This window comes from Stenotrophomonas sp. YJH_SMC_12-1, assembly GCF_059370935.1.
This window is the reverse complement of the sequence record NZ_JCAFUD010000006.1, coordinates 57,535-71,158: the sequence shown is the minus strand read 5'-3', so window position 1 is coordinate 71,158 and position 13,624 is coordinate 57,535. Positions and strand designations below refer to the sequence as shown.

Below are 13,624 nucleotides of genomic sequence, written 5' to 3'. Positions count from 1 at the left end.
GTCGGCGCGCTAGGCAAAGCCGCCCCGATGCCTGAGAATCGGGGCGATTCAATCGATCCAAGCAGGCCAGCGTGACCATCGCAGCAGCGTCCCCGGTTTCCTCCGACTCCGCCCGCGGCGGTCTTCCACGCCGTCTGGTCGTTGCCGATGTCGGCGGCACCTTCGCCCGCCTCGCGCTGGCTGAAACCCAACCCGGCCAGGCGCCGCTGCTGAGCAGCCATCGCACCTATGCCTGCGCCGAGCATCCCAGCCTGGCGGCGATCCTGGCCGATTTCACCGCAGGCCTTGGCCAGCCGGTGCAGACCGCGGTGGTGGCCATTGCCGGCCTGCTCGATGGCGATGTGCTGATCAATTCCAACCTGCCATGGACGGTCTCGCTGTCGGCCACCCGCGCGCAGTCCGGGCTGCACGAGTTGCAGCTGATCAACGATTTCGAGGCGGTGGCGCTGGCCATTCCTTATCTGCGGCCGGACACGCTGGTGCCGCTGAACGGCGATGCTGATCCGGCGCAGGCATTCCCGGCGCTGGTGCTGGGTGCCGGTACCGGCCTGGGCGCCGCACTGCGCTTTGCCGACGGCGAGCGCCCGGTGCTGGCCAGCGAGATCGGCCATGCCGCGCTCGGCGCCGGCAACACGCTGGAATTGCAGGTGCTGGGCAAGCTGCTGCAGCGCTGGCCGCACGTGGACAACGAACGCGTGCTGTCCGGCAGTGGCCTGATGAACCTGTACCCGTGCCTGTGCGAGCTGCGCGGTGCCACCGCGGTGTGGACCAGTACCGAGGCGCTGATCGGTGCCGCCCGCAGCGGCGAGGATGCACTGGCGGTGGAAACGCTGCAGGTGTTCTGTGCCTGGCTGGGCAGCCTGGCCGGCGACGCGGCGATCGCTGTCGGTGCGCGCTCGGTATACCTCGCCGGAGGTATTTCCGCGCATGTGCAGGATTTCCTGGCCGATGGCCGCTTCCGTGAGCGCTTCCTCAACAAGGGCGTACTGACCGAGGTGCTGCGCCAGGTGCCGGTATGGCGGGTGGAGCACGGCCAGTTGGGCGTGCTCGGCGCAGCGGTCTGGCACGCCGCACGGCAGCCCACGCACGACTGATCGGCAGGGTCGGCATCGGGCCGGCCGTGCATTGCAGACTGGGAGGGGAAGATGGTGGATCGCAGGCAGTTCCTGCAGGCCGGTGCACTGGCTGCAGGCATGGCGGCTTTGCCGGGCGTGCAGGCGCGCACGCAGGGTGGGGCCAAGGTGGTTTCGACCTGGGACTTCGGCGTACCGGCCAACCAGGCCGCGTGGAAGGTACTGGCGCAGGGCGGCAGCGCGCTGGATGCGGTGGAAGCAGGCGCGCGCTGGGCCGAGAGCGAGCTGTGCAACCCCACCGTCGGCCATTGTGGCAACCCGGATCGCGACGGCGTGCTGAGCCTGGACGCGAGCATCATGGATGGCGATGGCCGTTGTGGCGCAGTGGCCGCGCTGGTCGACATCCTGCATCCGGTGTCGGTGGCCCGCAAAGTGATGGAGAACAGCCCACACGTGCTGCTGGTGGGCGAGGGCGCGCAGCAGTTCGCGATGCAGCAGGGTTTCGAGCGCAAGCACCTGCTGACGCCGCAGGCCGAAGCGGCCTGGCGCGAGTGGCTGAAGACGGAGAAGTATCAGCCGCAGATCAACGCCGAGCGGCGAGGTATTCCCGGCAACAGCGACAACCACGACACCATCGGCATGCTGGCGCTGGATGCCAAGGGCCACCTTGCCGGTGCCTGTACCACCAGCGGCATGGCCTGGAAGCTGCACGGCCGGGTCGGCGACAGCCCGATCATCGGTGCTGGCCTGTATGTCGACAACGAAGTGGGGGCGGCCACTGCCTCGGGCGTGGGCGAGGAGATGATCCGCAACGCCGCGTCGTTCCTGGTGGTCGAGCTGATGCGCCAGGGGCGCTCGCCGGCGCAGGCTTGCCGCGAAGCCATCGACCGCGTGGTGCGCAAGCGCCCGGAAGCTAGCAGAACGCTACAGGTGTGCTTCCTGGCCATGAACAAGCAGGGCGAGGTAGGCGCCTACGCGCTGCATCGCGGCTTCGTCTACGCCGTGTGCGATGCGCAGCGCCAGGATGACCTGCGCGACTCGCCGTCGATCTACACGAGCACCCAGGCGTGAGCACGCGGCTGACCCTGGAGATCGCCAGCAACTCGCTGGCCTCGGCGCTGGCCGCCCAGGCCGGCGGCGCCGACCGCATCGAGCTGTTCGACAACCTGGCCGAGGGTGGTACCACGCCGTCGTTCGCCAGCATCGCGATTGCGCGCGAACGCCTGTCGATTCCGCTGTTCGTGCTGGTGCGGCCACGCCCGGGCGACTTCCACTACGACGCGCTGGAAATCGAACTGATGCTGCGTGACATCGCGCAGTGCCGCGCGCTCGGCTGCGATGGCGTGGTGATCGGTGCACTGGATGTGCAGGGCGGTATCGACGTGGCGTTGTGCCGTGAACTGGTGCAGGCTGCCGGGCCGCTGCAGGTGACCTTCCACCGCGCCTTCGATGCCGCCCGCGATCTGCCGGCGGCACTGGAACAGGTGATCGAACTGGGTTGCCAGCGCGTGCTGACCTCGGGCGGCCAGGTCAGTGCCGAGGCCGGTGCCGATGTGCTGGCGGGCCTGGTCACCCAGGCGGCAGGACGTATCACGGTGATGGCCGGCGCCGGGCTGGGCCCGGCCAACATCGCCGCCGTCGCACGACGCAGCGGCTGCACCGAACTGCACGCCTCGGCCAAAGGCCTGAGGCGCTCGGCCATGCAGTTCCAGAACCCGGCGCTGCGCGGGCTGGGCCCGGACTGGAGCCAGACCGCCACCGCGACCGTGGCCGCACTGCGTCAGGCCCTCGACGGCTGATCGCAGGGCCGGGGTCGGATCCCTTCGCAGAAGGGCTCCGACCCCACCCGACGCAATCGGGTCATAGCCCTTCTGCGAAGGGATCCGATCCCGGCGCTGTCCTGCGACGGACAAATCCGTTCCGCGCGCGATTGTCGCGATCGCGTCATTGACGTGTGCGCTGTTCTCTCAGCGATGTTTTGCAACCCTTTGATTGTTCTGGATGCCGGCAGCCGATAGCGGCATTCCCTCGGGCATTGCTGCATCGCCGCATGCCCGGCGTGGTTCAGCTGTGCTTTAGTTTGGATCGATCCACAGGGGAGGGTGTCGGGATGGTCTTGAACCGATCCAGGTGCCCGGATCAGCCGTAGCGCCGCGCCACCACCCGTCCGTGCGTCCACACTTTCGAAGAGCAACCACCCATGGCTCAGAACGTCCGCAAGCGTCGTCACCTGCTGTCCCAGGCCCTGGTCCTGGCCCTGTTGCCCCTGGCTGCCAGTGCACAGGAAGCTGCCAGTTCGTCCACCAAGGATCTCGACGCGGTCACCGTCACCGGCTCGCGCATCAAGCGCGCCAGCGTCGAAGGCCCGGCACCGGTCAACGTGATCACCGCCGCGCAGATCCAGAAGGAAGGCTTCGTCAGCGTGTACGACGCGCTGAAGACCCTCACCGAAGCGACCGGCACTGTTGAAGCCGCCTCGCAGTGGGGTTCGCATACGCCCAATGCCAGCGGCCTGAACCTGCGCGGGATGGGCCCGAACCGCTCGCTGCTGCTGGTCAACGGACGTCGCGTGGCCGACTACCCGCTGCCCTATGGCGGTGAAACCAACTTCTCCAACTACGGCAACATTCCGGCCGCGGCGGTGGAGCGCATCGAAGTGCTGACCGGTGGCGCCTCGGCCATCTATGGCTCGGATGCGATCGCCGGCGTGGTCAATGTCATCCTGAAGACCAACTACGACGGCGACGAAGTGCGCGTGCGTGGCGGCACCTCCACCGAGGGTGGGCGCGACACCTGGGACCTGTCCTGGGCCGGCGGCAAGACCGGTGACAACTGGAGCGTGACCTACGCGCTGCAGTACACCAAGCGCGATCCGTTGTTCGGCCGTGACCGCCCGCAGATGGACGATGCCGATGATGCGCCGTACCCGTCCTGGAACATGGAACAACGCAAGGTCGGCTTCCGTCCTACCGCCGGACTGGCGTTGATCGATCCGACCACGGGCCAGCGCCTGGCGCCGCCCACCGGCACCTGCGAGAAGTTCGGCAGTGAGTACTACACCGCCGATCGACTGGTCTACAACTACGCCGCCAACACCATCACCAACACCGGCCGCCTGTGCGGCATGAGCGCCGACTACGCCAACTGGCTGCTCACCGGCGGTGCCGAGAACGTGTCCGGCAACCTGTATGCCACCTTTGATTTCAGCAATGACCTGCAGGCCTGGACCAATCTGGCGGTCTACCGTTCCGAAGCGATCTGGGGCACCAATCCGCCCGGCGTGTCGCTGATCGACGATGACAACGGCTACTACTGGGACGCCAACCGCAACCGCCCGATTCTTGGCGTGCGCCAGTTCACCCCGAATGAGGTTGGCGGGCTGGATACGTTGCGCAACACCAACCGCGAACTGTCCTGGGACTGGAGCGCTGGCCTGCGTGGCCGCCTGGCCGATCGCTTCGACTGGAGCGCCACGGTGGGGCGTTCCTATTACCGCGTGGAAGAACGGCAGAACGTGGTCGACAAGCAGAAGTCGTACGACTACTTCCTCGGCCCGAAGCTTGGCACCACGGCCGATGGCGAGGCGATCTACGCCTTGAACGAATCGCGCTGGTGGAATCCGCTGACGCCGGACCAGTACTGGCAGATGGGTACGGTGGCGAAGAACCGTGCGGCGTCCTGGGTCAACCAGGCGTCGGCGGATATCACCGGCGAACTGTTCCAGGGCTGGGCCGGCCCGATCTCGTTCGCCGCGGTGGCTGAAATCGCGCAGCAGGGTTATCACCTCAGCCCCGACCCACGCGCCGGCATCGACTTCGACCTGCAGAACGTCGATCGCGGTGGCGGCGAGCGCACCCGCTATTCGGCCGGCGTCGAGTTCAAGATTCCGCTGCTGGACAGCGTGACCGCCACTGCGGCCGCGCGCTATGACCGCTATGGCAACTACAAGGCCGACGACAGCAGCGAAGCACTGAACATCGGCAGCCAGAAGGAAACCACCTGGAACGTCGGCCTGGAATGGCGCCCGGTTGAATCGCTGCTGGTGCGTGGCTCCTATGCCACCAGCTTCCATGCGCCGGACATGCATTACCTGCTGGGCCAGCCGAGCAGCTCCGAAGTGCAGACCTATGACCGCCTGCGCTGCATCCAGAGCGGTGCCTACCTGGTCAACAACTGCGGCGTGGGCAACACCGATGTCTGGTACACCTTCGACGTGAACCGCCGTGGCACGCCGCTGCTGCGCTCGGAAACCGGTGATTCGTGGACGGTCGGTTTCGTCTGGGACGTGATGCCGAACCTGTCGGTCAGTGCCGACTACTGGGCGATCAAGCTGGAAGACATGATCGTCGACGTCGGCGCCGATGAGGTGCTGGCCAGCGAGGCCGGCTGCCTGACCGGCAAGAACATCGATGGCACGCCATGGGCCAATCCGGCCGGTGGCGACTACTGCGCCGGCATCCTGGCCCGCGTGAACCGTGACGGCAGCGGCCGCCTGGTGTCGATCGAGCGCGGCCCGTTCAACCTGGCCAGCCGCGAAGTGCGTGGTGTCGACCTGACCGCACGCTATCGCCTGGAAACCGCGCAGTGGGGCAGTTTCCAGCTGGGTCTGAACTACACCAACCAGATCTCGACCAAGGAACAGCGCTACGCCAACGACCCGAACCCGGAACGCCGCGACCGCGACCTGCGCAGCAAGCTGCGCGCGAGCCTGGCCTGGCAGCGCGGCAACTGGAATGCCAATGTCTATGCCGACCGCGTGGGCTCGGTGCCGGGCGTGCGCTACCACTGGGGCACCGACCGCCTGGACAACCCCGGCGGCTGCCTGCCGTTCGCCGACGGCTACGTGCCCAGCGACAGCCCGTCGCTGAACTGCCTGGAGCCGGCGACACGTCCGGACGGCTCGCCGAACCCGAACCCCAATGCCGGGCAGCAGACGGCGCGCTACTACGGTCGAGTGGGGCCGTTCATCACCTGGAACTTCAACGTGGGCTACCAGGTGACCGTACACGCGAAGGTAAACGTGTACGTCAACAACGCCTTCAACTCCGCCAGCTGGAACCACAAGGACCCGTACAAGCTGGATTACGACTTCGCCCCGACCCGCCTGCTGGGCGCGGTCGGCCGCGAGTTCGCGTTGGAGTACGTGTTCACCTTCTGAGCAGACCCGCAGGGGGCGCCGGGCTTGATCCGCCTGGCGCCTCCGTCCGCTCGGTAGTTCCACGCCATGCGTGGATGAACCCCATCATGAACCCCGGGGTGGCTGGATTTGACCTTCCCACGATGGCAAGGTTTAGGCTGTCCGCATCCAGAAGGAACCCCGGGAATCCGATCATGAGCACGCCCCGCGCCATTGCAGCCCCCGCAAGCCCCGCCACCATCAGCCTGCCCATCGAAGGCATGACCTGCGCCAGCTGTGTCGGCCGGGTCGAGGCGGCGCTGTCCAGGGTCGAAGGTGTGGGAAGTGTTTCGGTCAATCTGGCCACCGAGCGCGCGGATATCCGCCCGTCGGGCCCGGTCGATCGGGCCGCGCTGATCCAGGCGGTGGAGCGGGTGGGCTATGACGTGCCCGCCGCTACCGTTGAACTGGCCGTGGAAGGCATGACCTGCGCGTCCTGCGTGGGCCGCGTGGAGCGCGCGTTGCTGGCGGTGCCAGGCGTGAGCCAGGCCAGCGTGAACCTGGCCACGGAGCGTGCGACCGTGCGCGGCGTGGCTGATACGGCCGCCTTGGTTGCGGCCATCGACAAGGTCGGCTACGCCGCCCGCCCGATCGAGGCCGGTGTGCAGTCCGATGATGAAGCCGCTGAAAAGAAGGATGCCGAGCGCGCCGAACTGAAGCGCGACCTGACCGTGGCGACCGCGCTGGCGCTGCCGGTGTTCGTGCTGGAGATGGGCTCGCACCTGATTCCCGGCATGCACGAATGGGTGATGGCCACCATCGGCATGCAGGCCAGCTGGTACCTGCAGTTCGTACTGACCCTGCTGGTGCTGGCCATTCCCGGCCGCCGTTTCTACCAGAAGGGGTTCCCGGCACTGCTGCGGCTGGCGCCGGACATGAATTCGCTGGTGGCGGTGGGCACCGCCGCAGCGTTCGGTTATTCGGTGGTGGCGACCTTTGCACCGCGGCTGCTGCCGCCGGGCACGGTGAACGTCTACTACGAAGCGGCCGCGGTCATCGTCGCGCTGATCCTGCTCGGCCGCTTCCTCGAGGCCCGCGCCAAGGGCCGTACCTCCGAAGCGATCAAGCGTCTGGTCAACCTGCAGGCCAAGGTCGCCCACGTGATCCGTGACGGCCGCACCGTCGATATCCCGGTCAATGAAGTGCAGAGCGGCGACGTGGTGGAAGTGCGGCCAGGCGAGCGTGTGCCGGTCGATGGCGAGGTGGTTGAAGGCCGCAGCTACATCGACGAATCGATGATCAGCGGCGAGCCGATCCCGGTTGAGAAGCAGCCGGGCAGCAACGTGGTGGGCGGTACGGTCAACCAGAAGGGCGCACTGACGGTACGTGCGACGGCGGTGGGCGCGCAGACCATGCTGGCGCAGATCATCCGCATGGTCGAACAGGCGCAGGGCTCGAAGCTGCCGATCCAGGCGGTGGTTGACAAGGTCACGCTGTGGTTCGTGCCGACGGTGATGCTGGCCGCGCTGGCGACCTTCCTGGTCTGGTTGATCTTCGGTCCGTCACCGGCGCTGAGCTTCGCGCTGGTCAATGCGGTGGCGGTGCTGATCATTGCCTGCCCGTGCGCGATGGGGTTGGCGACCCCGACCTCGATCATGGTCGGGACCGGCCGTGGCGCTGAAATGGGCGTGCTGTTCCGCAAGGGCGAGGCGCTGCAGCTGCTGAAGGACGCGCAGGTGGTGGCGGTGGACAAGACCGGTACGCTGACCGAGGGCCGCCCGCGCTTGACCGATCTGGAGATCGCCAGCGGTTTTGATCACGGCACGGTGCTGGCGGCGGTGGCGGCGGTGGAGTCGCGCTCGGAGCATCCGATTGCCCGCGCCATCGTCGATGCAGCCACCGAGCAGGGCATCGCGCTGCCGTCGATGGTCGATTTCGAATCGGTCACCGGCATGGGCGTGCGTGCCAACGTTGATGGTGCGCGGGTGGAGGTCGGTGCCGATCGCTTCATGCGCGACCTGGGCGTGGACATCACTTTGTTTGCGACGCTGGCGGCAGAGCTGGGCACCCAGGGCAAGTCGCCGCTGTATGCCGCCATCGACGGCCGCCTGGCCGCAATCATCGCGGTATCCGATCCGATCAAGCCGAGCACGCCGGCCGCAATCGCGGCACTGCATCAGCTTGGCCTGAAGGTGGCGATGATCACCGGTGACAACGCTGGTACCGCGCAGGCGATCGCGCGCCAGCTCGGCATCGACGAAGTGGTGGCCGAGGTGCTGCCGGAAGGCAAGGTCGACGCGGTGCGCCGCTTGAAGGCCACGCATGGCCATGTCGCCTTCGTCGGCGACGGCATCAACGATGCGCCGGCACTGGCTGAAGCCGATGTCGGCCTGGCCATCGGGACCGGCACGGATATCGCAGTCGAATCGGCCGATGTGGTGCTGATGTCGGGCAACCTGCAGGGGGTGCCGAATGCCATCGCGCTGTCGAAGGCGACGCTGGGCAACATCCGGCAGAACCTGTTCTGGGCCTTCGCCTACAACACCGCGTTGATTCCGGTGGCCGCCGGCGTGCTGTACCCGGTCTGGGGCGTGCTGCTGTCACCGGTGTTCGCGGCCGGTGCGATGGCCCTGTCCAGCGTGTTCGTGCTGGGCAACGCGCTGCGCCTGCGCCACTTCCAGCCGCCGATGGCGGATGCCGCCGCCGTCACTCATTGAGGGGGATGCCCATGAACATCGGTGAAGCCGCCAAGGCCTCCAGCGTGTCGGCGAAGATGATCCGCTACTACGAACAGATCGGCCTGATTCCCGCCGCTGATAGAACCGAGTCGGGCTACCGGGCGTATTCGCAGGCGGACATCCACCGTCTGCGCTTCATTCGCCGCGCGCGCGATCTCGGCTTCCAGGTGGCCGAGATCGCTGATCTTCTGGGCCTCTGGAATGACACCTCGCGGCACAGTGCCGACGTGAAGCACCTGGCCGAACAGCACATTGCCGATCTGGAACAGCGCATCGAGCACATGCGGCAGATGGCCGACACGCTGAAATCGCTGATCAGTTGTTGTGCGGGCGACGAGCGGCCGGAGTGCCCGATCCTGCAGCGGCTGGGTGAGGACGATCAGACGACGGTGCCGGTCGATACCGCGAAGACCGGTGCGGTGCGGCGGCGTACGCACAAGCATTGACTCGATATCGCATGCATGAAAAAGCCCGCGGGTGCAACAGCACCGGGCGGGCTTTTCTGTGTGAGACGGGGTAGGGGATCAGGCAGTACGCGGCGGGAAGCCTGCGTCGTTCACTGCGGCGAAGACGTCTTCCTGCGATGCGGTGGTCTGCACCTTGACCAGGCCGGTCGGCGGGTCGGCGACCACGCTGGCGTTGGGATCGATCTGCTGGATCGCACGGGTCACGCTGCGCGCGCAGCCGCCGCAGGTCATGCCATCGACATGGAATTCCATCTGTAGCTCCTTCAGTGCTCTTGGGGTGGAGTCAGTGTGCACCTTCCAACGATGGCAGGGTCAAGCGCCGGGCTGAACGACAGGCAAGGCGCCGACAAAAAACGGCAGCCACCTGTACCAGCGCGGCTGCCGTGGAGGAACGTCCCCGCCAGGGCGGGGCGTGGGTTGCACCGGGGCGCGCCCGGGCAACCCGGTGTTGCCTTAGAACTTCCAGGTAGCGCCGAAGTACAGCTGGCGGCCTGCATAGGTATTGGAGATCAGGCGTGCCTTGGTGTCGCTTCCCAGGTGCACGCGCTGCTCGGACTTGGTGGCATTGATCACCGAGGCGGTCAGGGTCCAGTCCGGGGTCAGGTTGTAGGCCACGTTCAGGTCCAGCTGGTCATACGGCTCGGTGTAGACGGTGAGGCCATTGTTGAGCCCACCGACCACCTGGCCGCGACGGTTGAACGAGGCGCGCGCGAGGAACTTCTCGTTCTCGTAGAAGACCGTCACGTTGGCCTGGTTCTTGGCGCTGCCGACCAGCGGCGAGGAGCCGATTTCCTGCCCGTCCAGAACAATGGAAGCCAGGTTGGTGTCGTTGTAGGTGTAGTTGGCCTGCACGCCGAAGCCGAAATCGAAGGTGTACTGGCCATACAGCTCGACGCCCTGCGACACACCATCGCGGCCATTGGCCTGGGTCTCGTAGCGCTGCACGTTCACCGCTTCACCGTTGATGACCATGGGCGTGTCGCGCACCACCGGCAGGGTGAAGTTGTCCACGTTCTTGCGGAACAGGCTGACGCCGGCGACCGCGCCCGGCTGGAAGTACCACTCCACGCCCAGGTCGAACTGGGTGGCCTTGAACGGCTCCAGCTGCTTGTTGCTGCCCTGGCCGACCCAGCCTGCGGTCGATGCGCCACCGGCAACGCGGCGATCATTGACGTACTCCTCGCTGTAGTAGCTCAGTGCGCCCGGTGCTGCGATATCGGTGTAGCCAGGGCGGGCGATCACCTTCGATGCGGCACCACGCAGCACCAGCGTGTCGGTGATGTCCCATGCAATGTTGAAACTCGGCAGCACGTCGGTGTAGGTGCGGTCCACGCCGATCAGGCTGTAGGTCTTGCTCTGCGCCAGGTCATGCGGCAGGCGCACGAAGCCGCTCTCGCAGCTGTAGGTCGGGTAGGCCGCAGCGGCGGGATCGGTGCACGCCATCGGCGCGCCGGACGCGTTGTCCAGGAAGTAGTCGTTGAACTTCTCGATCGAGTCGGAAGACTGCGCGAACTGCTTGGTGCGCACCACACGCACGCCGACATTGCCGCGCAGGCGCTCGGTGCGGAAGTTGGCCTGGAAGTAGCCGGAGTAGATCTTCTCGTTGACGTTGTAGACGAAGTCTTCCTCGGTACGGTTGTGCGAACCACCGTAGGTCTTGTTCAGATAGTCGATGTAAGCCGGGTAGTTGATGCCCGGGAACACGTTGGCATTGAAGCCACCGGCAATGTTGCTGATCGGGTTCGACAGGAAGAAGCCGGGCTGCGCATCGCCGGCAGTCGGATCGCAGCCACTCTGGTAGCGGCTGTTGTCATAGTCGGCCGGGTCACGGCCCGGGCATACCCAGTAGGTGTTGCCGGTGTTGCGATGGACCTTGCCATCACGGTACTTGGCACCGAACTGGATCGAATCCAGCCAACCGGACTCGAACAGCTTGGTCACGTCGGCCTGGAAGTAGTTCTGCTTGACCTCGGTGCGCTTCCACGACGAATCGGTCGAGCCGGTGTCGACTTCGGCGATGCCGTTCATCAGCTGCTGCTGCAGGTCGGGCGAGAAGGTGGCAGACGGCGTGCCGGTCAGGTCCCATGCGCTGTACTGGTTACCGGACAGGTAGTCGTTGCCGACCTTGCGGCGCGGCTTGGCCGACATGCGGAAGTTCATCGAAGGACCACCTTCAGACCAGGTGCGGCCACCGGTGAACGAGGCCTTCCACAGCGGGCTGATGTCCCAGTCGATGGTCAGGTCGGCGGTCTGCGACAGCGCCTTTTCCTTGCTGTAGCCACCGGTCAGCTGCGGTGTCGGCATCGTGCAGTCGTCCGGGCCCCAGCCGCCGGGCTTGAGGCCGGCGGCCTTGGCCTGGTCTTCGCTGCAGTAGTAGGTCTTTCCGGCCAGCTTTTCGAACTGGGCACCGGTGACGGTGTTGCCGCTGGGGTCGAAATCCAGGCCGTTGAGCAGGCGGCCGCCAGCCCAGTTTCCATCGCCGTTGAAGCGGGCCATGCTCCATTCCGGAATCTTCAGCATGTTCTGGGTGTAGTCACCCTGCAGCTCGAAGCGGAAGTAGTTGGCGGTCATCGTGACGTTGTCGACCGGCTTGAACTGGAAGGTCAGCTGGCCGCCCTTGCGCTCGCGCTTTTCTTCCTTCACGGCGAAGTTGACCGAGGTCGGCATGAAGAAGTCGCTGTAGTTGCCGCCGGTCTGGTTGTTGAAGCCGGACTTGCCCCACCAGTAGTGGATGCCATCCTGCTGCTGCACGTTGCCATAGGCGTCGCGTGCCTTGCCGGCGCCGTACCACTGGTAGTCCTCGGTGCTGGCTTCCATGGTACGGGTCGTGCGCTTCTGCTGCGTCACGCCGACCAGCACGCCGAAACGCTCATCCTTGCTGTGCCACGAATACAGGGCCGAGGCCTGCGGGTCGATATCGTGGTGGGTATCGGAGGAGGTGCCCTCGAGCGTGACGAAGCCCGAGTTGGACTCCATGTCCAGCGGACGGCGGGTGTGCAGGATGACCGTGCCGCCGATGCCGCCTTCGTCGATGCGTGCTTCCGGCGACTTGAACAGCTCGGCGCTGGACAGCATGTTCGACGGCAGCAGGGTGTAGTTGAACGAACGGGTGGCTTCGTCGTTGGTTTCCGACGTGGCCACGTAGTTGCCATTCAACTGGGTCAGGGTCAGGTCCGGCGCAAGGCCGCGCACGCTGACACTCTTGCCTTCACCACCGCTGCGGGTGATGACCACGCCGGGCACGCGCTGCAGTGCGTCGGCCACGTTCTTGTCGGGGAACTTGCCGACGTCCTCGGCGGTGATCACTTCGACAACGGCGTTGGCGTCGCGCTTCTGCTCAAGGCTCTTTTCGATGGCGTAGCGGTAGCCGGTGACCTGGACGCTGTCCAGGTTGGTGGCTTCCTGCGAGCCGCTGGTGGTTGCCTGCTGCGCGGCGGCGCCGGCCGGAACGACGGCGGCGGCCAAGGCCAGCGCGACGGCCAGCGACAATGCGTCCTGGCCATGCGTACGTGGTGAATGCTTCATTCCCATCTCTCCCTCTCTCCTGGATTGATCCGGTGACGTGGCACGGACAACTTGAATCGATCTAATTTGAAGTGACATTGTCGCTATCGCCATGCAGTGGCAGTTGCACCGTGCGCGTGGCCTGGTACGTCCTGTTGCCGCTCCCCCAACTCCCGGCCATCGCAATGTCGTCTTGGATCGATCTAAGCGATGGGCGGGCGTTTTTTAGCATGGGTCGCCCGTGGGCGCATGCTGCTCCGCAATATGGTACTGGCGTGGCGAAGGGATGACGGTTTGCTGAAAACAGTGAAATCGTTTTCGTGCGCAGGGGAGGGTGGGTCGGCAGGGCTGCGCCCTGCACCTGCTCGACGCCAAGGCCAAAGCCAAAGCCAGAGCGGCTCTGGTTTTCTGTGGGTTGGGCGGGGCGGTGTCGGATTGCGGGGACGCCGTAAACCCGTCCATGGGGGCTTGGCCGCGGCATCCATGCCGCGGACACCCCGCAATCCGACACCGCCCCACCTTCGACAGTTTCCCGGTGACGGTTGGATTGATCCTGGAACGACATGGGGTCGTGGCGTCAGATCCGTTTTCCTTTGGAAAACGGATCTGACGCCCGATTGATTTCGATATCCGACAGAGATTCATCCACGCATGGCGTGGATCCACAGATCGCGGAAATCTGTCGAAGGCGGGGTGGGTCCGGTTGCGGGGGTGTCCGCGGCATGG

8 protein-coding genes are annotated in these 13,624 nt (G+C 65.9%); 6 read left to right on the top strand and 2 right to left on the bottom strand.

What is annotated here, in order from left to right; translation table 11 throughout:
• The first annotated feature begins 71 nt into the window (after positions 1 to 71).
• The 6 genes from AC5P8Y_RS12230 to cueR all read left to right on the top strand — a co-directional run bounded on the left by AC5P8Y_RS12230 (position 72) and on the right by cueR (position 9,373).
• Complete coding sequence (locus AC5P8Y_RS12230) at positions 72 to 1,094, top strand: glucokinase (protein ID WP_033833302.1); 1,023 nt, start codon at positions 72 to 74, stop codon at positions 1,092 to 1,094.
• Positions 1,095 to 1,145: 51 nt separating this feature from the next.
• On the top strand, positions 1,146 to 2,144 hold the full coding sequence (locus AC5P8Y_RS12225) for a glycosylasparaginase (protein WP_049395194.1): 999 nt from the start codon (positions 1,146 to 1,148) through the stop codon (positions 2,142 to 2,144).
• Positions 2,141 to 2,872, top strand: coding sequence for a copper homeostasis protein CutC (locus tag AC5P8Y_RS12220; RefSeq protein ID WP_049433129.1), 732 nt, complete (start codon positions 2,141 to 2,143; stop codon positions 2,870 to 2,872). The genes AC5P8Y_RS12225 and AC5P8Y_RS12220 overlap by 4 nt, the downstream gene beginning before the upstream one ends.
• 401 nt (positions 2,873 to 3,273) lie before the next feature.
• Positions 3,274 to 6,231, top strand: a complete 2,958-nt coding sequence (locus AC5P8Y_RS12215) for a TonB-dependent receptor plug domain-containing protein (protein WP_111188677.1) — start codon at positions 3,274 to 3,276, stop codon at positions 6,229 to 6,231.
• A gap of 173 nt (positions 6,232 to 6,404) precedes the next feature.
• Positions 6,405 to 8,906, top strand: coding sequence for a heavy metal translocating P-type ATPase (locus AC5P8Y_RS12210; protein WP_111188676.1), 2,502 nt, complete (start codon positions 6,405 to 6,407; stop codon positions 8,904 to 8,906).
• Between the two features lie 11 nt (positions 8,907 to 8,917).
• Complete coding sequence (gene cueR, locus AC5P8Y_RS12205) at positions 8,918 to 9,373, top strand: Cu(I)-responsive transcriptional regulator (RefSeq protein ID WP_033833307.1); 456 nt, start codon at positions 8,918 to 8,920, stop codon at positions 9,371 to 9,373.
• A gap of 78 nt (positions 9,374 to 9,451) precedes the next feature.
• Here cueR and AC5P8Y_RS12200 read toward each other — a convergent pair whose 3' ends face one another.
• Together AC5P8Y_RS12200 and AC5P8Y_RS12195 are read right to left on the bottom strand one after the other, a co-directional pair.
• Positions 9,452 to 9,646, bottom strand: a complete 195-nt coding sequence (locus AC5P8Y_RS12200) for a heavy-metal-associated domain-containing protein (RefSeq protein WP_005409441.1) — start codon at positions 9,644 to 9,646, stop codon at positions 9,452 to 9,454.
• Positions 9,647 to 9,847: 201 nt separating this feature from the next.
• Complete coding sequence (locus AC5P8Y_RS12195) at positions 9,848 to 12,925, bottom strand: TonB-dependent receptor (RefSeq protein ID WP_033833308.1); 3,078 nt, start codon at positions 12,923 to 12,925, stop codon at positions 9,848 to 9,850.
• Between the last annotated feature and the right edge of the window lie 699 nt (positions 12,926 to 13,624).